Source organism: Sulfitobacter sp. 1A12779 (assembly GCF_043557315.1).
GTDB lineage: Bacteria > Pseudomonadota > Alphaproteobacteria > Rhodobacterales > Rhodobacteraceae > Sulfitobacter > Sulfitobacter faviae.
This window is the reverse complement of sequence record NZ_JBIFFU010000001.1, coordinates 1-23,582: the sequence shown is the minus strand read 5'-3', so window position 1 is coordinate 23,582 and position 23,582 is coordinate 1. Positions and strand designations below refer to the sequence as shown.

Annotated in this window: 25 protein-coding genes and 1 tRNA gene; 20 read left to right on the top strand and 6 right to left on the bottom strand. The window is 59.7% G+C overall.

What is annotated here, in order from left to right; all coding sequences use genetic code 11:
• The first annotated feature begins 9 nt into the window (after positions 1 to 9).
• Together petB and ACGYLQ_RS00125 are read left to right on the top strand one after the other, a co-directional pair.
• Positions 10 to 1,353 (top strand): cytochrome b, encoded by a 1,344-nt coding sequence (gene petB, locus ACGYLQ_RS00130; RefSeq protein WP_209219596.1) that lies wholly within the window; start codon positions 10 to 12, stop codon positions 1,351 to 1,353.
• A gap of 11 nt (positions 1,354 to 1,364) precedes the next feature.
• Positions 1,365 to 2,861 (top strand): cytochrome c1, encoded by a 1,497-nt coding sequence (locus tag ACGYLQ_RS00125; RefSeq protein ID WP_394439545.1) that lies wholly within the window; start codon positions 1,365 to 1,367, stop codon positions 2,859 to 2,861.
• A 254-nt stretch (positions 2,862 to 3,115) separates the two neighbouring features.
• Here the strand turns inward: ACGYLQ_RS00125 and mtaB are convergent, their stop codons facing one another.
• Together mtaB and dapF are read right to left on the bottom strand one after the other, a co-directional pair.
• Positions 3,116 to 4,369 carry a tRNA (N(6)-L-threonylcarbamoyladenosine(37)-C(2))-methylthiotransferase MtaB gene (mtaB, locus tag ACGYLQ_RS00120; RefSeq protein WP_394439544.1) on the bottom strand — a complete coding sequence of 418 codons (1,254 nt, stop codon included), beginning with the start codon at positions 4,367 to 4,369 and terminating at the stop codon, positions 3,116 to 3,118.
• Positions 4,366 to 5,199 carry a diaminopimelate epimerase gene (gene dapF, locus ACGYLQ_RS00115; RefSeq protein WP_394440225.1) on the bottom strand — a complete coding sequence of 278 codons (834 nt, stop codon included), beginning with the start codon at positions 5,197 to 5,199 and terminating at the stop codon, positions 4,366 to 4,368. The genes mtaB and dapF overlap by 4 nt, the downstream gene beginning before the upstream one ends.
• A 104-nt stretch (positions 5,200 to 5,303) precedes the next feature.
• On the opposite strand from dapF, the gene ACGYLQ_RS00110 reads away from it, so the two are divergent.
• Positions 5,304 to 5,379, top strand: a tRNA-Lys gene (locus ACGYLQ_RS00110).
• 62 nt (positions 5,380 to 5,441) lie between these two features.
• Here ACGYLQ_RS00110 and ACGYLQ_RS00105 read toward each other — a convergent pair.
• Genes ACGYLQ_RS00105 through ACGYLQ_RS00090 form a run of 4 tightly spaced genes read right to left on the bottom strand, consistent with a single transcriptional unit; the run spans position 5,442 to position 9,779 of the window.
• Positions 5,442 to 6,290: an ABC transporter permease gene (locus ACGYLQ_RS00105; protein WP_394439542.1), complete on the bottom strand. Its 849-nt coding sequence runs from the start codon at positions 6,288 to 6,290 to the stop codon at positions 5,442 to 5,444.
• 4 nt (positions 6,291 to 6,294) lie between these two features.
• The gene (locus tag ACGYLQ_RS00100; RefSeq protein WP_394439540.1) at positions 6,295 to 7,524 is read right to left on the bottom strand and encodes an ABC transporter permease; all 1,230 of its coding nucleotides are present in this window, start codon (positions 7,522 to 7,524) and stop codon (positions 6,295 to 6,297) included.
• 60 nt (positions 7,525 to 7,584) lie between these two features.
• The gene (locus ACGYLQ_RS00095) at positions 7,585 to 8,628 is read right to left on the bottom strand and encodes an ABC transporter substrate-binding protein (protein ID WP_067265759.1); all 1,044 of its coding nucleotides are present in this window, start codon (positions 8,626 to 8,628) and stop codon (positions 7,585 to 7,587) included.
• Positions 8,629 to 8,687: 59 nt separating this feature from the next.
• Positions 8,688 to 9,779: an ABC transporter ATP-binding protein gene (locus ACGYLQ_RS00090; protein WP_209219605.1), complete on the bottom strand. Its 1,092-nt coding sequence runs from the start codon at positions 9,777 to 9,779 to the stop codon at positions 8,688 to 8,690.
• A gap of 124 nt (positions 9,780 to 9,903) precedes the next feature.
• Between ACGYLQ_RS00090 and ACGYLQ_RS00085 the strand changes: the two genes are divergently transcribed.
• From ACGYLQ_RS00085 to ACGYLQ_RS00005, 17 genes are all read left to right on the top strand, one after another.
• Complete coding sequence (locus ACGYLQ_RS00085) at positions 9,904 to 11,112, top strand: NAD(P)/FAD-dependent oxidoreductase (protein WP_394439538.1); 1,209 nt, start codon at positions 9,904 to 9,906, stop codon at positions 11,110 to 11,112.
• A gap of 118 nt (positions 11,113 to 11,230) precedes the next feature.
• A complete protein-coding gene (locus ACGYLQ_RS00080) occupies positions 11,231 to 11,410 on the top strand; it encodes a hypothetical protein (RefSeq protein ID WP_394439536.1) in 180 nt (59 codons plus the stop codon).
• Between the two features lie 75 nt (positions 11,411 to 11,485).
• Entirely contained in the window at positions 11,486 to 11,881 is a 396-nt protein-coding gene (locus ACGYLQ_RS00075; RefSeq protein ID WP_394439534.1) for a PleD family two-component system response regulator, read from the top strand.
• Positions 11,882 to 12,124: 243 nt separating this feature from the next.
• The gene (locus ACGYLQ_RS00070; RefSeq protein WP_394439532.1) at positions 12,125 to 13,324 is read left to right on the top strand and encodes a tyrosine-type recombinase/integrase; all 1,200 of its coding nucleotides are present in this window, start codon (positions 12,125 to 12,127) and stop codon (positions 13,322 to 13,324) included.
• 73 nt (positions 13,325 to 13,397) lie between these two features.
• Positions 13,398 to 13,580 (top strand): helix-turn-helix transcriptional regulator, encoded by a 183-nt coding sequence (locus tag ACGYLQ_RS00065; protein ID WP_394439529.1) that lies wholly within the window; start codon positions 13,398 to 13,400, stop codon positions 13,578 to 13,580.
• A 41-nt stretch (positions 13,581 to 13,621) separates the two neighbouring features.
• Positions 13,622 to 14,269 (top strand): hypothetical protein, encoded by a 648-nt coding sequence (locus ACGYLQ_RS00060; protein ID WP_394439526.1) that lies wholly within the window; start codon positions 13,622 to 13,624, stop codon positions 14,267 to 14,269.
• A 122-nt stretch (positions 14,270 to 14,391) separates the two neighbouring features.
• Positions 14,392 to 14,589, top strand: coding sequence for a helix-turn-helix transcriptional regulator (locus ACGYLQ_RS00055; RefSeq protein WP_394439524.1), 198 nt, complete (start codon positions 14,392 to 14,394; stop codon positions 14,587 to 14,589).
• 111 nt (positions 14,590 to 14,700) lie between these two features.
• Positions 14,701 to 15,069, top strand: a complete 369-nt coding sequence (locus tag ACGYLQ_RS00050) for a hypothetical protein (protein ID WP_394439521.1) — start codon at positions 14,701 to 14,703, stop codon at positions 15,067 to 15,069.
• Between the two features lie 103 nt (positions 15,070 to 15,172).
• Entirely contained in the window at positions 15,173 to 15,601 is a 429-nt protein-coding gene (locus ACGYLQ_RS00045; RefSeq protein WP_394439518.1) for a hypothetical protein, read from the top strand.
• Positions 15,601 to 16,779 (top strand): AAA family ATPase, encoded by a 1,179-nt coding sequence (locus ACGYLQ_RS00040; protein WP_394439515.1) that lies wholly within the window; start codon positions 15,601 to 15,603, stop codon positions 16,777 to 16,779. The genes ACGYLQ_RS00045 and ACGYLQ_RS00040 overlap by 1 nt, the downstream gene beginning before the upstream one ends.
• A 186-nt stretch (positions 16,780 to 16,965) precedes the next feature.
• Positions 16,966 to 17,412: a DUF5681 domain-containing protein gene (locus ACGYLQ_RS00035; RefSeq protein WP_394439512.1), complete on the top strand. Its 447-nt coding sequence runs from the start codon at positions 16,966 to 16,968 to the stop codon at positions 17,410 to 17,412.
• Positions 17,409 to 17,639 carry a hypothetical protein gene (locus ACGYLQ_RS00030; protein ID WP_394439509.1) on the top strand — a complete coding sequence of 77 codons (231 nt, stop codon included), beginning with the start codon at positions 17,409 to 17,411 and terminating at the stop codon, positions 17,637 to 17,639. Before ACGYLQ_RS00035 ends, ACGYLQ_RS00030 begins: the two co-directional genes overlap by 4 nt.
• A 353-nt stretch (positions 17,640 to 17,992) precedes the next feature.
• Positions 17,993 to 18,385, top strand: coding sequence for a hypothetical protein (locus ACGYLQ_RS00025; protein WP_394439506.1), 393 nt, complete (start codon positions 17,993 to 17,995; stop codon positions 18,383 to 18,385).
• Positions 18,385 to 20,115 carry a hypothetical protein gene (locus ACGYLQ_RS00020; protein ID WP_394439503.1) on the top strand — a complete coding sequence of 577 codons (1,731 nt, stop codon included), beginning with the start codon at positions 18,385 to 18,387 and terminating at the stop codon, positions 20,113 to 20,115. The genes ACGYLQ_RS00025 and ACGYLQ_RS00020 overlap by 1 nt, the downstream gene beginning before the upstream one ends.
• Entirely contained in the window at positions 20,112 to 22,640 is a 2,529-nt protein-coding gene (locus ACGYLQ_RS00015) for a hypothetical protein (protein ID WP_394439501.1), read from the top strand. Before ACGYLQ_RS00020 ends, ACGYLQ_RS00015 begins: the two co-directional genes overlap by 4 nt.
• Positions 22,641 to 22,642: 2 nt before the next feature.
• A complete protein-coding gene (locus tag ACGYLQ_RS00010) occupies positions 22,643 to 22,975 on the top strand; it encodes a hypothetical protein (RefSeq protein ID WP_394439498.1) in 333 nt (110 codons plus the stop codon).
• A 201-nt stretch (positions 22,976 to 23,176) separates the two neighbouring features.
• Positions 23,177 to 23,582 (top strand): transposase (locus tag ACGYLQ_RS00005; protein WP_394418902.1); only part of this gene is annotated, 406 nt, incomplete at its 3' end.

Genomic DNA, 23,582 nt, shown 5'->3' with positions numbered 1-23,582 from the left:
GGAAGAGAGATGTCTGGAATTCCTCACGACCATTACGAGCCGAATTCGAACGGCGAAAAGTGGCTGCATCGCCGCCTTCCCATCGTTGGCCTGTTGTACGACACATTGATGATCCCCACGCCCAAGAACCTGAACTGGATGTGGATTTGGGGCATCGTGCTGACCTTCTGTCTGGCACTGCAAATCATCACCGGCATCGTTCTGGTGATGCACTACACGCCGCATGTCGACCTGGCCTTCGCCTCGGTCGAGCATATCATGCGTGACGTGAACGGCGGCTATATGATCCGCTACCTGCATATGAACGGCGCGTCGCTGTTCTTTATCGCGGTCTATGCGCATATTTTCCGTGGTCTCTACTATGGCTCCTATAAAGCCCCGCGTGAGATCACATGGATCATCGGCATGTTGATCTACCTGCTGATGATGGCCACCGGCTTCATGGGCTACGTGCTGCCTTGGGGTCAGATGTCCTTCTGGGGCGCGACCGTGATCACCGGCCTCTTTGGCGCGATCCCCTTCGTGGGCGAGGGTCTTCAGACCTTCCTCCTGGGCGGGCCCGCCGTGGACAACGCGACGCTGAACCGCTTCTTCTCGCTGCACTATCTGCTGCCCTTCGTGATTGCGGGCCTCGTGGTGCTGCACATCTGGGCCTTCCACACCACCGGCAACAACAACCCCACCGGGGTCGAAGTGCGCCGCACCTCGAAAGAAGACGCCAAGAAAGACACGCTGCCCTTCTGGCCCTACTTCGTGATCAAGGACCTCTTCGCGCTGGCTGTGATCCTGACGCTGTTCTTCGCTGTCGTGGGCTTCATGCCGAACTATCTGGGCCACCCGGACAACTACATCGAAGCCAACGCGCTGGCGACACCTGCACACATCGTGCCGGAATGGTACTTCCTGCCCTTCTACGCGATCCTGCGGGCCTTCACCTCTGAGGTTTGGGTCGTGCAAATCGCGTCCTTCGTGACCGGTGGCATCATCGACGCCAAATTCTTCGGCGTGCTGGCGATGTTCGGGGCGATTGCCGTGATGGCGCTGGTGCCGTGGCTCGACACCTCCTCCGTGCGCTCGGGCCGGTACCGTCCGATGTTCAAATGGTGGTTCGCCCTCTTGGTGATCGACTTCTTCGCCCTGATGTGGCTGGGTGCGATGCCCGCAGAGGAGCCCTATGCGACCTTCTCGCTGATCGCAGCAACCTATTGGTTCGCCTATTTCCTTGTCATCTTGCCCCTTTTGGGTGTGATCGAGAAGCCCTTGGCGCAGCCTGAAACCATCGAAGCCGACTTTGACGCGCATTATGCGCCCAAGGCAGGCGGCACCAAGACGCTTGTGAACCCGGCGGAATAAGGATCATGACCATGATGAAGACCAACCTCCTTTCTGCCGTGGTCACTCTGGGCCTCGCCCTGCCGGGAACGGCAGTGCTGGCACAGGACACGGCGACGGAAGAAGAACTGCTGACCACTCCGGCGGAAACGCCGGAGGCCGAAGCGGAAACCGCGCCTGCCGAAGCACCGGTAGCGGAAGAAGCACCTGCCGAGGAAGCGTCGGCGGAAGATGATGTGACGGTTGTCGAACCCGAGCCCGAAGCGGCCCCGGCGGAAGAGCCTTCGGTTGAGGCGGCCCCTGTCGAGGACGCCACAACTGAAGAAGCGCCTGCCGAGGAAGCGCCGGCGGAAGCTGACGTTACGGTTGTCGAACCCGAGGCCCAAGCGGCCCCGGCTGAAGAGCCTGCGGTTGAGGCGGCCCCCGTCGAGGACGCCACCACTGAAGAAGCGCCGGCTGCCGAGGTGACAACTGAGGAGGCACCTGCCGAAGAAGCACCCGTCGCGGAAGAGGCTCCGGCCGAAGAGACCGCCACCGAGGATGCGGCTGACGCGGAAGCACCTGAAGAGGTCTCCGCCGAGGACGCAGCAGAAGCCCCCGCCGAAGAAGTCGACTCCACTGACGAAGTGCAGTCGACAGCCGAGGAAAACGCCGAAAACGAAGTCATCGCCGAGGATGACGTCGACGGGCAAGCGCATAGCGACGACCCCAATGTCGGTGTCATGGAAACCGATGATCACGGCGCGGACGACCATGCCGACGATCACGCGGGCGAAGACGGTCTCGGCGACGAGGCCAATGATTCCCACGCCACGCCGCATATCGACGACATCGACTTTTCCTTCGATGGCCCGTTCGGGGGTTACGACGTAAACCAGCTTCAGCGCGGTCTGCAGATCTATACCGAGGTCTGCGCAGCCTGCCACGGTCTGGAATATGTCGCGATGCGGACATTGGCGGACGAAAGCGGTCCGAACATGCCCGAAGAGCAGGTGATCGAATACGCCAAGGGCTATGACGTCTATGATGCCGAACTGGACGATTTCCGCCCCGGCACCCCGGTCGATCACTTCCCCGGCTCCAACCTGTCCAACGCGCCAGACCTGTCGCTGATGGCCAAGAAGCGTGCTGCGTTCCAAGGCCCCTATGGTCTGGGCATCAACCAGTTCCTCAAAGGGATCGGCGGGCCGGAGTATATCACCGCGCTTTTGACCAGCTACACCGGCAAAGAGAAAGAGCAGGCGGGCACGGTTCTTTACGAGAACACCGTTTTCCCCGGCGGCTGGATCGCCATGGCGCCCCCGCTCTCCGATGGGCTGGTCGAGTTCGCGGATGAACATGCCAATGACGTGCAGCACATGTCCGAGGATGTCTCTGCCTTCCTGATGTGGACTGCCGAACCGAAGCTGGGCGCACGCAAACAAGCTGGCTTTGCCGGGGTTGTTCTGCTGGGTCTGCTCTCGGTCCTGCTCTATCTGACCAACAAGAAGCTCTGGGCGCCGGTCAAGAACCGCCGCAAGGACGGCTGATCGAGCCACGGCTTTTGGAAATGAGAAGGGCGTCGGGAAACCGGCGCCCTTTTTTGTGGCCATGCGTTATGATGGCGGCCACTTGGCCTAAAACCTCTCGGCACGCCCTGCCCGGTGGCACAGCGGGCATCGCCCTCCCTCCCTTGGAAGGCGATTTTGCAGCGTTGCAGAATGCAGGATCGTTTCCGGTGTGGCGGGCTATTGGCAGATAGCCTTGTTGCATCGCCTCCCCAGGGAGGGCGATGTCCTTCGCGCTAGGCGGTCAGCTGATTGCCTGAAATCCCGGTGATCTCAGCCCGCACGATCTCCCCCTCAACCTGTGGCGCGGCAAAGCTCACCTCGGTGAACTGCGCAGTGCGGCCCATGTGGGGGTTCTCCATCAACACGTCATGTGTGCGCCCGACCTGCGCCTCAAGATGCCGTCGCACCTGCCGTTCGCCAGCCGCGCGAAGCCGGGCCGCGCGTTCCTTGATCGCCGCACCGTTCACCGCGGGCATCCGCGCCGCGGGGGTGCCGGGGCGGGCGGAGTAGGGGAAGACATGCAGCCATGTGAGGTCGCATTCCTCGACCAGTTTCAGCGAGTTCTCGAACATCGCCTCGGTCTCGGTCGGGAAGCCTGCGATGATGTCCGCGCCGAAGGTCATATCGGGGCGCACCGCGCGGGCCTCTTGGGCAAAGCGGATCGCGTCGTCGCGCAGGTGCCTGCGCTTCATGCGCTTGAGAATCATGTCGTCGCCATGCTGCAGCGACAGATGCAGATGCGGCATCAGGCGCGGCTCGGTGGCGATGGCCTTCATCAGGTTCTCATCAACCTCGATCGAATCGATCGAGGAGATCCGCAACCGCGGCAGGTCGGGTACCAGCTTCAGGATGCGCATCACCAAGTCGCCGAGCTTTGGTGTCGCCGGCAGATCGGCGCCCCAAGAGGTCAGATCGACCCCGGTCAGCACGACCTCGTTGAAGCCCTTGTCTACCAGCCGCTTGATCTGGTCCACCACCACGCCCGCGGGCACCGAGCGCGAATTGCCGCGGCCATAGGGGATGATGCAGAAGGTGCAGCGGTGGTCGCAGCCGTTCTGGACCTGCACATAGGCGCGGCTGCGGGTGCCGAATCCGTCGATCAGGTGGCCCGCGGTCTCGGTCACTGACATGATGTCGTCGACCTGCACGGTCTCAGTCTCGCCGATGAAATCGGCGGCCATGCCTTGCCATGTCGCGCCCTGCATCTTCTCGGTGTTGCCGATCACGGCGTCGACTTCAGGCATGGCGTTAAAGGTTTCGGGTTCGGTCTGCGCCGCGCAGCCGGTCACGATCAACCGCGCCTCGGGATGTGCCTTGCGCAGCTTGCGGATATCCTGACGGGCCTTGCGGACCGCCTCGGCCGTGACCGCGCAGGTGTTGACCACCACGGCGTTCTCCAGCCCTGCCTGCTCGGCGAGTTCCTTCATCGCCTCGGTCTCATAGGCGTTGAGGCGGCAGCCCATGGTGCTGAAAATCGGGGCGCTCATGTCAGGCTCTCCAAAAATGCGGGGGTGAGGCTGCCGGAGAAGACATGCATCGTCGGCCCGGTCATCCAGACGCCATCCTCGCGCCAGTCGATATGCAGCGTGCCGCCGTCGAGATCGATCCGCACGGCACGGCCCGTGAGGCCCCTGCGCGCGGCGGCCACGGCGGTGGCGCAGGAGGAGGAACCCGAGGCGAGCGTCACGCCGACGCCACGTTCCCAGACGCGCATGCGGATGTGGTCCGGTCCGACGATCTGCGCGACCTGCACGTTGGTGCGCTCAGGGTAGAGCGGATCATGCTCGGCGCGGGGGCCGAGGTCGGAGAGGTCCACCGCCTCAGCGTCTTCCACGAAAAAGGTGCAATGCGGGTTGCCCATGCCGGTGGCTGCCGGGTCGCCGTCGATCGGCAGGTGCAGCGTGTCCATCTCACGCACCAGCGGCACCTCGTCCCACTTTAGCTGCGGATGGCCCATGTTGACCGAGGTCAGGCCACCCCCGGCGTCTTTCGCTGCCAGATCGCCACGCGCGGTGGTCAGATGCAGCGAATCGCGGCCTGTGTCGTCCATCAGATAGCGCGCGATGCAGCGGGTGGCGTTGCCGCAGGCGGCGGAGAGGGAGCCGTCGCTGTTGTAAAAGGTCAGATGCGCGTCGCCCGTCCCGCGCGTGATCACCGCAAGCTGATCGAATCCCACGCCAAATTGCCGGTGCCCAATGGCTTGTGCCATCGCCGGGGTCACGTCGATTCCTTCCGCGCGTGCATCGAACACGACGAAATCATTGCCAAGCCCATGCATCTTCATGAAGGGCAATCCGGGGGTCTGATCGCTGTACATTCGGCGCATATAACCCCGGCATGAAAACTAATCCAGCATCTCGCAAGATTTTCGTAATTAAGGGCTTGACCCTGCCGCCCGTAATTTCTAGTTACCCGCCTAGTGGGCCGTTAGCTCAGTTGGTAGAGCAACTGACTTTTAATCAGTAGGTCGATGGTTCGAACCCATCACGGCTCACCATTCACCCCCCTCCTTAAATGGTTATGGATCAGGTGTTTGGTGCCGCCCCCGGGCGGTTTCGCCTATTCCTGCCCGCGCAGCCGGGCCGAGCGTCGGCGCAGGGCTTCCAGCACAAAAAGCATCGTCGCCGAGAGCACCACCAGCAGCGTCGCCACCGCGAGAATCGTCGGGTTGATCTGCTCGCGCAGGCCCGAGAACATCTGCCGTGGAATCGTCCGCTGCTCTGGTCCTGCAAGGAAGAGCACCAGCACCACCTCGTCGAAGGAGGTCACGAAGGCAAAAAGCCCGCCCGAGATCACGCCGGGGCGTATGAGCGGAATCACCACGTCCCAGAACACTTTAATCGGCGAAGCGCCGAGGCTCAGCCCCGCGACGAAGAGCGACCGGTCGAAGCCGCTGAGCGTGGCGGTGACGGTGATGATGACAAAGGGCACGCCAAGTGCGGCATGGGCGATGATCAGCCCGGTGAAGGTGCCGACGAGGTTGAACTGCGTGTAGAAGAAGAACATGCCCGCGGCGATGATGATCAGCGGCACGATCATGGGCGACAGCAGCAACGCCGTGATCACCCGTTTGAACGGCATCCAAGGCGAGGCGAGGCCCACCGCCGCCAGCGTGCCCAGCACAGTCGCGATGCTGGCCGCCGCGATGCCGATGACAAAGGAATTGCGGATCGCGATGCGCCATTTCTGATCGTCGACGATCTCGTGATACCAGCGCGTTGAATAGGCGTCGGGGTCGAGCGACAGCATGCCTTGGGTGAAGGTGAAGAAGGGCTCGGCATTGAACGACAGCGGCATGATGACGAGGATCGGCAGCATCAAGAAGACCAGCACCAGCCCCGCCATGATGCGCAGGCCATAGTGCCCCGCCTTGTGCCAGATCGTGTAATAGTCGGGCAGTTGGCTCATGACGTCATCCCAGCTTGAGGTTGTCGGTGCCGACGAAACGGTCGAACAGCCAGTAGAGAACGAGGATCAGGATCAGAAGGAGCGAGCCCAAGGCCGCCGCCAGTTCCCAGTTGTTGGACACCTGCATGTGGAATGCGATGATGTTCGAGATCATCTGCCCATCGGTGCCGCCCACCAGCGCGGGCGTGATGTAGTAGCCGACCGAGATGATAAAGACCAAGAGCGCCCCGGCAGAGAGGCCCGGCAGGCTCATCGGCAGGTAGATCTTGTACCACGCGCCAATGGGGTTCGACCCCATGGAGATCGCCGCGCGCATGAAGCTCGAATCGATCCCGCGCATCACCGCGTAGAGCGGCAGCACCATGAAAGGCAGCAGGATGTGGGTCATGGCGAGGATGGTGGAGAATTCGTTGTAAAGCAGCTCAATGGGCTCATCGATCAGCCCGGCCCAGAGCAGGGAGGAGTTCACCACGCCCCCGGCTTGCAACAGCGCGATCCACGCGGTGGTGCGCACCAAGAGCGAGGTCCAGAAGGGCAGCAGGACAAAGACCATCAGGAAGTTCGCTGTCGCGGGGCTGGCCTGCGACATGTAGAAAGCCAGCGGATAGCCCAGCAGCATCGTCAGCCCGGTGATGATCAGCGCCATCTTCAGCGTCTTGGTGTAGAGCTGTTTGTAAATCTGTGTGTCGCGTTGGACGATGTCCCCTTCGGAGTCGTATTCCATATCGACAGCGGTGAGGTAGTAGCTCGACGTATAGACCTGCCCGGCGCTGCGGATCGCGCGCCAAGTGGCGGGCTTGGCCCAACGGTCGTTCTTTTCCAGCAGCATCTCGGCGCCATTGGCGGCAAGCTCGGCATCCTCGGCGCGGCGCAGGCCCCGGGCGGTGGATTTGATGACGCTCGACATGCCCGGCAGGGCGCGGTTGATCTCATCGGCGAACCTGCCGGAGGTGCGGTTGTTCGCCATGCGCTTCATGTCGATGGCCATCTGGGTGATGACCGCCGTGTCGGGCAGGCTCTCGCCCTCCCAGTCTTCGAGCATCTCCAGCGTTTCGGGCACCAGTTCGGCCACGGTGGGGTTGTAGACGCTGCGGAACAGCATCGTGGTGATCGGCGCGACAAAGGCGAAAAGGATGAAGAGCAGCAGCGGCACCACGAAAAGAAACGCCTGCAGGCGGCGTCTGCGCATTTGGCGACGGGCGTTGGCGGCGTCTTGGGAAGTGAGGCTGGACACGCGGTTACTCTTCTATAGGGGTTGGGTGCCCCGCGCCCGGTCAGGCGCGGGGCAGGGGGCTTATTGCAGCAGCCATTCGTTGAACTTCTCGCCCAACGTCTCGCCATAGTCGGCCCAGAAGATGCCATCGGCTTTGACGCCTTCGTCAAGATGCGCGGTGGGCAGGTCTTGTTTCACGTCCTCGGGCAGTAGCGCTTGGGCAGAGGCGCGGGTCGGGCCGTAGGCCACGTCCTGCATGCCCGAGAGCGGCACGGTACCGGTGGCGAACTTGATGAACTCCATCGCCTCTTCTTTCTTCTCCGTGCCCTTCATGATGGCCCAAACGTCGAGGTCGTAGATGTGGCTGTCCCAGACGATCTCGAAAGGGGCGCCATCATCCTTGATCGCAGCGAAGATGCGGCCATTGGCGGATTGCACCATGGTCGCCCCGCCGTCGTTCAGCAGCACGGGGGCCTGCGACCAGCTGTCGTACCAAGTGATGTCGTCCTTGATGGTGTCGAGCTTGGCAAAGGCGCGTTTCTGCCCCTCTTCGGTGGCCAACACCTCATAAACTTCCTCCGGGGCGACGCCATCGGCCAGCAACGCCCATTCCATGTTGACCTGAGGCCGCTTGCGCAGACCGCGTTTGCCGGGGAACGCCTCGGTGTCAAAGAAGTCTTCGATGGTTTTCGGGCCTTCGCCGTTCTCGGTGTTCACGGCAAAGACGACGGACCAGACGATATTGCCCACGCCGCATTCATTGGCCAGCGCGTCATCGATGAAGTCATCTGCCGCCGGGGTGCCATCGTCGCCATCGGGCAGAACCGATTGGTCGATCACTTCCAGATAGCCCTCGGCACAGGCGCGTTCGAGGTCGATCACTTCGATGTCGACAACATCCCACAGGATGTTGCCCGCCTCGACCTGCGCCTTCATCTCGGCCACGCCGCCGCCGTAATCTTCGAACAGGATGTTGGTGCCGGATTTATCCATATAGGGCTGGATCATATGCTCCATCTGTGCGGCGCCATAGGCCCCGCCAAAGGACGTCACCGTTAGATCCTCGGCCAAGGCGGGGCTGGCGATCAGCGCCGCGGTGGCCAGATAACTCAGATGCTTCTTCATCGGTCTCTCCTTGTCATGTCCAGGTTTTATGCGGGGCCCCGGTTTGCCCCCGGTCGCCCTTAATTGGCAAAGGCGATGCAGTCTTTCGTCAGGGACAACAGCTGCGCCGTCGCCCCCTCTTCGAACTCGGGCGCGGACAGGTCGTTGAGCACTTTGACGATAATGTCGGTGCCGTCCGGCAGGCGGAAATAATATCGGATAAAATCGCCCACATAGATGCGCGTGACAAAGGTCGCCGTCAGCGCGTTGTCATGGGCGTGGGTCGTGGGATGGATGAACAGTTTCTCGGGCCGGATCGAGACGCGGCATTGCGCGCCTTCGGTCAGCCCTTCGGAGGTTTGCGTGGTGATCGTGCCGGTATCGGTCTCGACCTTGGCGATCTCGCCTTCGATCCGGGTGACGCGGCCCTGCACGAAATTGTTCTCGCCGATGAACTCGGCCACGAAGGCATTCACCGGGCGCTCGTACAATTCCGCGGGCGGGGCGCATTGCTGCACCACACCGTCGTTAAAGACGGCGATGCGGTCGGACATCGACAGCGCCTCGGTCTGGTCGTGGGTGACGTAGATGACGGTAAAGCCGATCTGCTTGTGCAGGCGGGTGATCTCGAACTGCATCTGCTCGCGCAGGTTCTTGTCGAGCGCGCCCAGAGGTTCGTCCATCAGGATCAGCGTCGGCTGGAAGATCATCGCGCGGGCCAGCGCCACGCGCTGCCGTTGCCCGCCCGAAAGCTGCCCGGGGCGACGGTCGCCAAAGGCGGAAAGCTCCACCAGCGACAGATACTCGGCCACACGCTCTTTGATATCCGCCTTGGACATTTTGCGCACGCTCAGCGGATAGGCGAGGTTTTCGGCCACGGTCATATGCGGGAACAGCGCGTAGTTCTGGAACACCATGCCGATGTTGCGCTTGTTCGGCGCGGTCTTGTTGATCGACCGGCCATTGATCGCGATATCGCCTGAGGTGACACTCTCAAACCCCGCCAGCATCATTAAGACGGTGGTTTTGCCCGAGCCCGAGGGGCCAAGAAGGGTGATGAACTCCCCCTCCTGCACATCCATGTCGAAGCCTTTGACGACGAGATTTTCCTGATCGTAGCTCTTCTTGACGTTATCGAAACGCAGAAAAGTCTCTGCTTTGGTGTCTTTCATTGTGTCGCGGCTCTCCCTGTCGCTGGGGGGAGTTAAGCAGGTGCGATGATTCTAAACAATATGTTGCACCATTTAAGAGAATCGCGCCCTTCCCGGCGCTTATCGCGTGGGCATCTAGCCTCCGGTGGCGGCAGGATCGGCGGCTTTCGCCACGTTCTGCGAGAAATCGGTGGTAGAGCACCTATGTAGAAAGCTGACCGCGTGGGCAGACTGTCCGGCAGGCGAAACCGATCAAAAGGAGACGGCACCGATGGGCAAGCGTATCGCAATCGTAGGGGGCGGCTATCTGGGGGCCGAACTGGCCAAGGCGATGGACCAGATCGCCGAGGTGACCTTGATCGAGCCGCGCAGCCATTTCGTACATGCCTCCGCGATGATCCGCGCCGTGGTGCAGCCCAGTTTGGTTGAGGAATCGCTGATCCCCTATGACCGGTTGCTGAAGCGGGGTCGCGTTGTCGCGGCGCGGGCGACTGCTGTCTATGGAGAGGGTGTCACGCTGGAGGACGGCACGCGGGTCGAAGCGGATTACATCGTCGTCGCCACCGGCTCGGACTATGCGACGCCGTTCAAGCCCAAGGGCGCAGATATCGACGGGCTGCGGGCCGCGAATCAAGAGACGCGTGAAAAACTGCTGGCGGCTAAGACCGTGGGCATCATCGGCGCGGGCGCTGTCGGGGTCGAGCTTGCCGGTGAGATCGCCCATGCCATGCCCGACAAAGAGATCACCCTGATCACCAAAGACGACAAGCTTTTTGGCGGAAAGCCCGACAGCCTCGGCGCCTCGCTGAGCCGGAAGCTGAAACGCGCCGGGGTGGAGTTGATCCTTGGCAAGAAGGCCGAAGGGCTCGCCTCCATGACAGAGCCACATGCGGGCAGCCTGACCCTCGACGGCGGGGCGGAGCGGACATTCGATCTGATCTTCCCCGTTCTGGGTGCGCGCGCCGCGTCAGAATTGTTGAAGAACCTGCCGGGGGCCGAGGTTACCGCCGCCGAGCGGATCAAGACCGATAGCTATCTGCGCCCCTCATCCCTGCCCAATGTCTTTGCCGCGGGGGATGTGGCGGACCCCGGCGACAATATGACCATCGTCGCGGTCAGCCGGCAGTTGCCTTGGCTGCGAAAGACCCTCACCGGGCTGATCACGGGCCGCAAGCTGGCGGATATGAAAACCTATCGCCCTTGGGGCGCGGAGGCACCGATTCTGCTGCCTTTGGGGCCGGTGCGCGGCGATAGCTTTTTGATGCTCTTCACCGTGGGCGATTGGGTGACGCAAAAGATGAAGGGCGCGCATCTCTTTGTATCGAAGTACCAAAAGCTGCTGAACAGGCATTAGCCGCAGCCCGAGGGTGGGGCGCTCTATACCTTAGAATAGGGCGCTTATCCCGACGCCAGCAGGCATTGCGCGGCGAGATGTGTGAAGGTTGAGACAAGTCAACTCAGGAGCACAAGCCATGTCCATTCAGTTCAGCAACAGTTTCGACGCCGCCCAAGCCGTTAGCGAAATCACCCCGATCACCGCCTGCGTCAGCATGGGCAAATACGCGACCGCTCAGGGGGAGCTTATCTGGCAAAGGGGTGAGATCGCCTGCGTGCGCTCCGACACAGCGATGTTCGTCGGCAAACGCATTTAAGCATTCACGTCATATTAAGTCCCGCACCACTAGGGTGACCCTTGGGGCGTGATTAAAAGTGTAAGGCGGGGCGTGATGAACTGGAATGCTATCGTTATCGACGATTCTGAAATCGCGCGACAGTTCATCCAAGCGTCCCTCGCCGAGGTCGGGTTTTCATGCGTGGCAGATTATGGCTGCCCCGCCCAAGCTCTGGTCGCGCTGGCGCAGAAGCGGATCGCGACGGATGTGATCATCACGGATTTCATGATGCCCGCGATGGATGGGCTTGAGTTCTGTAGCCATGTCAGGGGCCTGCCGTTCTATCGGGGCATCCCGGTCGTCATGATCTCCACCCGGAAAGACGCCGATCTGCTGCGCCGCGCTTTGGCGGCGGGGGTAAGCGATTGTTTGAAAAAGCCTTTCAGCCTGGCCGAGCTTGCTGCGCGGCTACAGCTTTGCCTGCAAAATGCGGGTGTCCGCGTCCAATAGGGCCGTGCGTGACCGGCGGGTCGCAGCGCCCCGAAGGGATGGTGCGTCGGGGCCGTTTAAGACCTGATCTACAGTCAATCATCTGTCGGGGAATATGGTGCCCAGGAGAGGCATTGAACTGACGTCTCATCTAGTGTCAGCCTGTTTCGATAATTCACCAAGCCACTGTTTCTAATGTGTTTGGTTGTCTCAGCCTGTTTCATCCTATGTCATGCCATGCTATATGTAGGGGTGGATTGAGAGGTGGATAGAAAATTGGCGGCATTGAACAAGCTTTCTTCGGCCAAGGTCAGAACGGCCCCTCCCGGCAAGTACTCAGACGGGGGAGGGCTTTGGCTGGTAAAGCGTGAAGATGGCGGCGCTCAGTGGGTACTGCGCGTTACAGTTCACGGACGTCGGCGTGAGATGGGCATTGGCAACCTTCAGGCTGTTTCCTTGAAAGAAGCGAGAGCGGCGGCAGAGAAGTGGCGGGCGGTGGTCCGAGAGGGCAAAGACCCGATTAAAGAGCGTGACCGGCAGCGACGGCTAGCGGAGAGGGGGGATCACACGCTGGCTTCAGTTGCTCGCGAGGCGTTCGAATCTCGCAAGTCGCAGCTTAAGGGTGACGGCAAGGCTGGTCGCTGGTTTTCCCCGCTCGAACTGCATGTGCTTCCTAAGATTGGGAAGGTTCCTGTCGAGGAAATCGACCAGCAGGATATCAAAACCGCCTTGGAACCTATCTGGCATGAGAAGGCGGATACGGCCCGCAAAGCCATGAACCGGCTGAACATCACGCTTGAGCATGCAGCGGCGATGGGTCTCAATGTGGATCTTCAGGCAATCATGAAAGCGAAGGCGCTTCTGGGGAAGTCGCGTCACAAAGCAAAGAACATTCCCTATATGCCTTGGCCAGAGGTGCCAGCCTTTTACAAGAGCCTTGTTGAGCAGACGCCCACCCATCTTGCATTGCGCTTGCTGATCCTGACAACGGTTCGGTCATATGGAGTTCGCTTTTGTCATTTGGATCAAATTGAAGGCGACGTATGGACCGTACCCGAAGATAACATGAAGGGGCTGGTGGGGGCCGTAACCGATTTTCGAGTGCCGCTATCGAAAGAGGCTCTTGCTGTAATAGAACTGGCGAAGCCGCTGGCGCGGGATGGATACCTGTTCCCCGGTGCTCGAAAAGGAGTAATTTCGGATGCAGCGATGAGCCGCCATATGGAGCGGCAGGGGTTGGAGGCTCGTCCGCATGGGTTCCGATCAAGCTTCAAGACCTGGTGCGAAGAAACCACCGACGTACCCGAGGTGGTGGTTGAAACGTCATTGGCGCATGTCGATGGCAACAAGGTCAAGCGGTCCTACCGCCGGACGGACCTACTGGAGCGCCGCCGTCCGCTGATGGAGCGTTGGTCAGATCACGTCACAGGCAAGAATGCTAGTAAGGTGATTAAAATTGCCTGATCTCCGTATCTTAAATCTTGTGGAAACCAAGTGCCGGTATGAATGGCATCATTCATTTAAGAAAGAGATAACAATGACTGATAAAATTCTACGCTGCCGGGATGTTCAGGAGGCCACAGGTCTCAGCAGGTCTACCATTTACCGCATGATGGGACAGGATGAATTTCCGCAGGCAACCAAGTTGGGGGCGCGTGCTGTTGGTTGGCGGCAGAGCGTTGTTCAGGGTTGGATAGAAGGGCGTTCGACTGAGCGGTAAGGTGGCTATGTGGTTATGGGAAGAGTTTTAGGAGTTGTGATATGATAAGTCCCGAGGGTTATACTTCGCTTTATTCTATTCTCCTGACTTTCTCCAAAGTAGACGAAATAGATTACGACCCCGTATGCGTTCGAAGAGGTCTAGAGAAGGCTGAAGGGTTTTATGCATTCTCGCAAGAAACCGGCTTATGCGCTTTGCCAAAGCACGTTATCTCAACAGCCCACGGCGAATTGTTTCTATTCCTAAACGAAACGACTTGGTGTGTCAGTATGGAGCACCTTCGTGCCCTACCAATGCGCTTGGGGCAAGAATTCGATGTGAATCTTGGGCTCTTTGGGGTGCTTAACGGAAGCCCAAAGACACCAATCCCTGAAGTCGCCTCATCTCTAGTGCCATTCGATGGCCATGCGCTTGTTGTTAGGGAGAACCAAGCTGAAGTAATTAGAGCTGGTGTTAGAGCAGCTTATGCTGACAACCGTAGGCGGAGGACAAAGAGAAACCTACGTGGTGAAGAGGCGCGAGAAGCCTTCTTAGCCTTCATACAAGAGAATCCGAATTGTACAGCTGAAGAGCGCGATGCATTCGGCATAAGAAACCTTAGTCGGGGAAGGGACGCTGCCCGAGAGCTGTGGAAAGAGCTTGGCCCCGCAAACGGCAGTAAGCCTGGCCGCAAGCCTATCCAACGATAAACCTCGCGAGAATATTGCTTTTTCCCGGACCCGCGAGGTTTCTAAGTGCTTCGCGACGTTTTCCGCGAAGTTTCTATCTGCGCAATCTGTACCCATCATTCTAATGAGATGGGCACAAACAGATGAAGACAACCTTAGACATTTCACCCCGTTTGCTGAGTATCGCGCAGGCCGTAGCGTACACCAGCGAAAGCCGCGCCGTTCTCTATAGAGAGTGGAAGGCAGGCAACCTGGAATTCGTGAAGATGGGGGGGTCTACCCGCATTCGGCGCTCCGAATTGGATCGCTACATCGACGCGAAAATCAGAACAGCCGCTTAATGCAAACCCCCGCCCAATCCAAAGGATCAAGCAGGGGTGCTAGTCATTTGACGGTCTTGGCGGACTTCCAAATGTTAGCTGCGCTTGGTCCAAATTTCAAGGACTGAATGTATGAGCATTTTCACTAAAGACTTCATCCCGACCGGCAAACCTCCGGCAAATGCCCTGCGCGTGGAGCGTTGGAGCGACATGCCTAAAGGCACCGCCCCGGCGCGCTATGAGGTCGTCAGCGAAGACGGGAAGACAAAAACCTTCACCTTAGCTAAGGGCAACCGGATCATCCTTGATGCGCTGATCCAGCAGCCTGTTTACTGCGCCAGCCCGGTGCGCATCTCGGACCGGGTGTGCATCCTGCGCCGCGACTATGGGGTGCCGATCACGAAGGAGATGTATTCCAACGACACCGCGACCGACCGGGCCAAATTCGGGGTCTATTTCCTGAGCGGGACAGTTCGTCGGATCGACGGGGGTGCAGCTTGATTATGGCCCTCAGAATCCAGATTGCCCGCCTGCAGCGCCTCTATGGCCTGACCGCAACTCAAGCCCGCCTTGTGGCTGGCCTGCACTACGGGGAGGGCGTGTGATGGAAGCGTTGCATACCCTCGCGAACGACCGGGGCCATTGTGTCCCGGTAAACCGCTCCGCAGTCCACATCGAGAGCGTATCCCGGTCTTTGGGCTATTGCTTGCAGCTTGATGATCTCGACGCATGGCTTGGCCTTGCATCCATTCTGCGCGCTCGCCTCAATGTGCGTGAGCGGGTGGCTTTGGCCTACGTAGCGCTAAGGGCGCTGCCAACGCATCATGCCCAGTCTGCCGCCGAAGCAGCTGTCGCCGTAGGTGCGGGCCAGCCAATCGCCCCTTTGTTCAACTACATGGATGAGGCGGCATTCTGGGCCGATATGGCTGCGCCTGATGAGCGGGAGGCCTATTGTCTCGCCAGCTTCAAGGCGATGCCATTCGAGCGCCAAGCGGCCTTCCTCGACTTTGTGCAGGGGAGGCTGGCAGCTTGATGCGTGATTTCACAGCAATGGCAGTGCAACTGGACCAGCACCGGGCGGAACATCCGACCGGAGACGACCGCTTGCCGACGGCCTTCATCTGGCAGGACCCAAATAGCCTGCCTCGCCGCCCATGGATCTATGGGCGGCACCTTCTGCGCAAGCAAGTCGCGGTGACCGTCGCACCCGGTGGCGTGGGTAAATCATCCCTGACCATCGTTGAGGGGCTGGCTATGGTTTCTGAGCGCGAGTTGCTGGGGGAGTGGACAGCCAAAGGCTTGAACGTTTGGCTCTACAACCTCGAAGACCCGCGCGACGAGATGAACCTGCGGATCACAGCAGCTATGCAGCACCATGACGTGCAGCCTGATGAGGTCGAAGGGCGCTTGTTCGTTGATACAGGGCGTGAGCGCGAGCTTTGCACGGCGGTGCAGTCCCGCGAGGGCGTCGTCATCGTGAAGCCTGAAATCGAAGCGCTGGCGCGGGAAATCAATGAACGGCAGATTGATGTGATGGTCGTTGACCCGTTCGTCTCCTCCCATCAGGCAGGTGAGAACGATAACGTCGCGATTGATCTCATTGCCAAAGAGTGGGCGCGGCTGGCGGATCGGTGCAACTGCGCCATTGAGCTGGTCCACCATACTCGCAAGACCAACGGCGTGGAGGCCACCACAGAGGACAGCAGGGGAGGCTCTGCACTTCTGGCGGCTGCACGGTCAGGACGGGTTCTCAACCGCATGACAGCGGACGAGAGAGAGCAAGCGGGCATTCAGCCCGACGACCTCACCACCTATTTCACTGTGACCCGCGACAAATCCAACCTCGCGCCCGTGGGCAAGCGCACTTGGCGGCGCATGGTCTCGGTCGAGCTGGCGAACGGTGAAAGCGTCGGCGTGGCTGAGGTCTGGGAGTGGCCGGATACCTTCGACGGCTTCACTAGCAAAGACCTATTGGCAGTACAGCATGCCATTGAGGGCAAGCACCCGCGTTACTCGGATCAAGCTGGCAAAGACTGGGCCGGGGTCATCGTTGCCGATATCTTGGGGCTGGATGCCGCGAAGGACAAGCGTCGGATCAAGAAGATGATTGAAGCTTGGCTGCATTCCGGCGCGCTCATCAAGCTTCAGGTCAATGACGAGACGAGACGTCCGCGCCCTTGTTTGGAGGTGGGCGAATGGGCATCCGAATGAACCGCTCCACCACCCCCAAAAAGCAGGTGGAGCAAGGTGGAGCAAATACCCCCCTGCACCCCTGCTCCACCACCCCTCCCCCTAAAGGGGGGGAGGGTGGTGGTGGAGCGGCAGGTGGTGCCCCCGAGGTGGTGGAGCAAACCGACCTGTCTCAGCAGCAGAAACTAATCAGAAAAGGTTCTTCGCATGGGTAAGAGCAGCAACCGTAAAAACGGTCCGAAAACGGATGAACGTAATCCAGATGGTACCTTTGCTTCTGGTAATCCCGGCAGGCCCCGAGGGGCGCGGCACAGGGTGACACAAGCCATTGAAGCGATGCTAGAGGGGCAGCGGGAGGCGCTGACCCAAGCAGCCATCGACAAGGCGCTTGAAGGCGATGTGACGGCTCTACGCCTGTGCCTCGACCGCATAGCGCCTGCTCGGAAGGATTCGGCGGTCTCGTTTGATCTGCCGAAAATCGAGACAGCGGACGACGCCGCGAACGCTGCAAGGGCCATTCTCAAGGCAGTAGCCGATGGCGAGGTGACCCCGCTTGAGGCCGCATCCGTCATGTCGGTGGTCGAGCAGTTCCGCCGCACCTTGGAAACCACAGAAATTGAACGCCGTATTACAGCACTGGAGACAGCGAAATGAGAATGCAGAACCGTAGAGTAACAGACCTCGAAACCAAAGCTGGGACAGGTGTCGATACGATCACTTCTGTCGTGACTGAGTTCTTTGTGCCCTCTCCAGATGGCCCCTTATCGACGGGGCAGTTTCGTGGTCGCCGGATCGGCTCGGACAAAGAGCTGCTGAGCCGCCCGGGTGAAACTAAAGGTGCCTTTGAGCGCCGAGTAATGGAACAGGAGATCAGAGAATGAATCGTACAGGGATCACGCGGCGCATTGAGGCGCTAGAAGGCAGATCAGTCACTGGGCTTAGCGCGATTGTTCGTCTGCCTAGAGAATGGGGAGAGGCGCAGAGAGCCGAAGCTATCACCAAATTCCTCGCGGGGTGGGGACTGCACAAGGAGACGCCGACGGAAGTCAGAGAGTGCGACACAGTGACAGAGCTAGAGGTGCTTTTCGCTGGCTGCATGGCCGAGATGTTGGATCACGTCGCAAAGCACGGAAAGCGTCTGGGCGAGGAACGTACATAGCGAAAACAGGGGTGTATTGCTTACCTCAAATGAGGTATAATAATACCTCAAATATGGCGTCGGAAGGAAAGCGGAATGGGTCTACTGAATATGATTGCTGGGCATAATGCACCCAACGGAAATCGGCCTACAGGGTTCGGTTCTCGCGGCAACCTTCCGGCGTTTAACAGTCCAGCCATGAGCGCTTTGCAGCAAAGCAATCCGGCCTTGTTTGATGCGCTGCAACAGTTGATGGCCAATCAGCAGCCACGTCAGGAGCAGCCAGACTTTGGAGGCTTCAACAACTTCCTCGACATGATTGATGGCGGAGGGCCGGGAGCGTCTGGCTCGACCTTCTCGGGCGGCTTCCGGGGCTACACCAGCATCAAGGACATGTTTGACGGGGGCGGCATGGGTAAGTCGGGTGAGAAGTTTGAAGGCGGCGGCAAGATTTCGGCAATCGGCAACCTTTTCAGAGGCAAAAAGTAATGGGTTGGCTGCGCTACGCTAACCAAGGGGCGGTGAGGAACCAGCCTCTTTCTGAGGATCTTCTGACGGCGCTGTCTTTCCTGCCGGAAATGGGGTTGGAGCTGGAAGTGTTCTCCGGCGGTCAGCCCGGCAAGGGATCAGGTAAGCCGCGTGTGGGGTCTACCCGTCATGACCATGGCGACGCAGCAGACGTGTTCCTGCGCAAGGACGGGAAGCGGCTGGATTGGGCAAACCCGGATCACCAGCCCATATTTCAAGACTTCGTGCGGCAGGCAAAAGCCAACGGGGTAACAGGCATTGGGGCTGGCGATGGGTATATGCAGCCCGGCTCCCTGCACGTTGGCTTTGGAACCCCGGCAGTATGGGGCGCAGGCGGAAAAGGCGCTAACGCGGCAGGCTGGTTGCGCGAAGCATACCACGGCGAATCCGGACACAATCACCGCCCCGGCGACGAAAACCAAGCCATTGCCAATGACGCAATGGCAGCAATCGGCAAAGCCCCAGTCAGACAGTCTTCAGGCAGCGGCGGGGCCACAACAGTTACAGGCGGAAGTGGGGCAGACACCATGGCAGAATCAGGCGGACTTCTTAGCAAATTTGCGCGAACCGAAGATCAGGTTGGCGGGCTTCTGGGAATGCTCTTCAAAAACATCACGCCAGACCGTGCGGACAGTATCCGGGCGGGGCTGGCAAGCATGCAAGGTATTGGCAATCAGGGCGTCTATAACGCCGCACAGGGCCGCATGCAGGGGCGTCGCGATGCCCGGTCGCAAGAACGCGGTTTCGAGCAGGATCAGGCCCTACAGCAGCAGCGTCTCGATGCGCAGAATGCAAACCGCCAACAGGAAGAACAGGCCGAAGCCACGCGGCGGGAGCGCATGCGGCAATGGGTGGCCCAAAACGCGCCAGACCAGCTTCACGCATTCGAAGCTGGCGTGGTTGGTGGAGGCGATATCTACAAGGCCGCTACCGGTGGGGGCGACTTGAGCGCCAAAGAGGAACAGATTGGCCGCTTGATGGAAACTGGATTGGACCGAACGCAAGCGGTCGGGGTTGCTGACGGGCGCTTCGTCGTTTCTCGCGACCCGATGGATGGCACGGCGGTGGTGGTTGATAAAGGTACAGGCCAGATTGTCGGCGGCACAGCGGGTCAAGGTCAGCCTCCGGCCCAGCCTCTGCCAACCGCCCCTGTCCCTCAGCCTGCACCCGGAAGCATGAGTGCGCCGCAGGATGGGTTCAGCCCAATTGATGTCGGCAGCAACGCTGAAGATGCATTCGGGATTGAAGGTAAAATCAAAGGCGCTGCAAATGCAGTGACTGATGCGATGGGAATGGATCAGCCTTTCCCCGAGGTTGAGAAGGTCACCCGCAACTTCAATGCCCTGAATGAGAACATTCTCTCTGATTTGGCGAACGGCTATCAGCGCCAGCCCCCGGTTATCATCATGAAAGCCTTGCAAGAGTTGCAACCACGTCCCGGCGAGTTGTTTGAAGGTGCCTCCTCAGCGCAAGCAAAGCTGAGCGCCCTACGCACGAGCATCAAGACAGAAGCGCGATCAGTCAGTGAGAGCCTAAACCGCCGCCAAACACCGGCCAATCGTCAGGAATACGAGAAGCGCGCAGCGGCATTGGATGCGGCGCTTGCCCGGATCGATGCAATGTCCGGTGCATTCGGTTCAGGCGAAAGCCAGACGACCAGCGGCGGCGTGAAGTGGAGGATCGTGGAATGAACACAGTCACACTGGAAGTCGAAGGCCGGAAGGTCGAAGTTGACCGGGCATTCCTCGATATGTCGCCGCAGGATCAGGAGGCGGCGGTCACGGAAATTGCCGATAGCTTCGAGCCGCGTCAGACATTCATGGGCAACGTGAACAAGGGTATCGCAGAGGCGCTGGGTGGAGCGGTAGACCTGCTGAACCCGTTTGATACCCCCCACAGCCTCAACCCATTCAAAGAGGGCACAGGATCGGCAGTCACCGGGCTTGAAGCCGTAATGGAAGCAGGCGGGGTGAATGTTGCGCAAGGCGAGCCGGACAGTCTGGTCAACTCCTTCGGTCGTGGTTCTGGTAACGCAGCAGGGGCAGCGCCCCTTGGACTCGGTGCAATGCAGGCGGCGGCTAGAATGCCGGGCCTGTTAGGGATGGTCGGAAAGGATGCGGCCAAATCTATGTCTACAACAGGCGGTTTGATCGGCGAGGTGATCGCTGGGGGTTCAGCTCAGGGGGCCGCAGACCTAGCCCAAGAGGCAGGGGCAGGTCCGATGGCGCAAATGCTCGCGGGTATCGCAGGTGGCGGCGCTACAGCGGCCATTCCTGGCATTGTCAGAGCCTCTCCGACTACGACGCTCACGCGCAAGGCTGTAGGCTCTGTGAAGCGAGCTGCTCTGCCCTACACCGAAGCCGGGGGCCGCGAGGTTGCCAAGGCACGAATGCAAAGCCTAGCAGGGGGTGAGGACCGGGCCCGCGAACTCGCTCAGCGCATTCAACCCGGCGAGCTTGGCTTAACTCCTGCCCAGATGACCGGCGACCCCAACATGCTTGCAATCGAGCAGGAAGCCGCGCGCATGAACCCGAACTTGCGCGAGCGTTTGGCGGCTCGCGCAACGCAATCACAGGAAACTGCAGGTCAGACCATCGGCGGAATGGGCGGCGACCCAGCAGATACCCAACAGTTCTTTGCACAGCGGCGCGGACAAGCCCGTGAGAGCATCAAAGGGATGATTCAGAGGGCAGCACAGCGCGACCTTGATGCAAGGCCTTCAGTGAGGCGCACAGAGGGCGAGAACAGCCAAACCGTTGTCGCAAACCTCCTAGACGCAGAAGCGGAGGCTTTGGCGACAGAACGTGATCTCTGGGCTCGGGTACCACATGGTACCCAGATTGATACGCTGGGCGCTCAAAGAGCCGCGAGAGCAATCATCGAGGAAACACCGGGGCCAAGCCGCAAACATATCCCGCAAGATATCCTGACTTACTTTGACGGGCCAAACGGTTTTGGGGATGTTGAAAGCGTCAGCGAACTGCATGCGCTGTACTCAGAGCTACGCCAGACGGCCCGTGAGGCTATGGCGCGCCCTGTGCCTAACAAGCGGCAAGCAGCTATGGCGAACAGCGTTGCAGAGGCGATCCTAGATGATCTGGGGGCCGGTGGCGGTAGTTCTGAAGTGGGGCAGGCCATCGACACTGCCCGAGCTTTCAGCCGAGAGATGCATGAGGTCTTCGGGCAAGGCCCAGTTGGCAGCGTTCTTAAGCGTTCCATTACTGGTGGCGACCGCGTAGACCCTCAAGCCGCTCTGCAATCGATCATGGGTGCAGGCGGTGTAAAGGCTAAGGTCGGTGTAGAAGGCGTAATGCGCGCAGCTGACACCGATTCCACAGAATATGCCTTGCGAGACTTCATGGCAGGCAAGTTCAATGAGAATGTCTTCAGCGGGGGGCAGTATCGTGATAGCGCCGCCCGCTCATTCATGCGCCGCTTTGACCCTGCCCTTGAAGCGATACCGGGTATGCGAGACGAGCTCGCAGGGTCCATCCAGATGGCTGAGGGCGCGCAACGGACTGCACAACGCGGCAATGCTGCGCTAAAGTCGATTGATAGCAACGGGTCAGTGAGGGCCGGGTTTGAGCAAGCGCCAAGCAATAAAGCAGCGCAGGCAGTATTCAGCGCGCAGCGACCCTCGACAGCCGCGCAGGAACTGGCAAGAACCGCGCGCAAAGACCCGACTGGGCAGGCTATGGCAGGTCTTAAGGGTTCTTTTCTTGATCACCTGAGAGCCACTACGAAAATGGACGGCGACAAGATGCTTTCCGCGCTAGCTGATCCAGGGACTAAACAGGCGCTTTCCACTGTCTTAGAGCCTGATGAGTTCCAGCGTTTGGCCACTATTGCTGATGAGCTTAGCAGGGTTGGTAAAGCAAAGGGTCAGACGCCGGATATTGGCAGCCTTTCGGCTGCCTCTCCGAACCGCTTGATAGAGAATGCCGCCCGTATTTGGGCCGCAAACTTCGGAGCAAACCTCGGCGATAATGGAGCATCGTTACAGACTGCTCAAATGGCGTCGGGTCAAGTGAAGCGCCTTTTGGGTCGATTGCAGAACGACAAAGCTGAGCAGATGCTGGTGGATGCGGTAGAGGATGCGGAGCTGTTCAAGATGCTTCTCAGCGACCCTCAGGCAGTGAAGATCACCCCAGAAACACGCAGCCGCCTTGCACCCTACTTTGCTGGGACCGGCGCGGCATTGGGGGCAGAGGAATGAGCATGCAGGAGCTTAGCCTAAAAAAAGCAAAGAACGTTCTGACATTCTTCGGGTCGGAACGTACTGGCCCCTATCACTGCCGTCTGATGGCCCGCTATCACAGCGAGATTCCCAGTTTGGAGGATGATGCCAATTATACGAACTACGCGGCGCAGTTCGACACTACGGTGGAGCGGGCAACAAGGTCGGAGGCAAGCTACCTGTGGTTCCATGCGCTAGCGCTTCGTATGCTGGAGTATGAGCTAGCTGAGCGGTTTGAGGGCGTTGTCAGTCAGCTCCTGATTCCGATAGCAACTGATAGGGCTCGGCCTTCCCATGAGGGTCGCGCGCACTGATGCATTTGGCAGGGATCAATCCAAGAAAAAGTACATTTTCTACCCGCCTTTGCGACTTACACTGTAACCAACTCCGACAACATCGGCCATAAACGTCGCTTCCGGAGTGATACAGAATATCTTAAGGGCACCTCTAAAAATTGCCCCAACCCCGGTGCTGCGTTATCTTTGATGGGACGAACCGGCACAGGGGAGACGGCAATGACGCAGATGGGTTTCTTTGATCTTTCCGACCGCTATGCGAGCCTTGACGCGAAGAAGGACCCATTGGTTGAGATCGATGCGGTCGTGCCGTGGGAGGAGTTTCGTTCTATTTTGGATGAGGTTTGGCGCAAGCCTGATGCGGAGCGCAAGTCGCGCGCAGGCCGCAAGCCGATGGACACTGTGCTGATGTTCAAGACGCTGGTGCTGAGCGCACTCTACAACCTGTCGGACGATCAGATCGAATATCAGGTCCGTGACCGGCTGTCCTTTATGAGGTTTCTGGGACTTAGCCTTGCGGACCGGGTGCCGGATGCAAAGACGGTGTGGCTGTATCGCGATGCGCTGGCGCAGGCGGGCAAGGTGGAAGAGCTGTTTCGTCAATTTGACGGGTATTTGGCGCGGC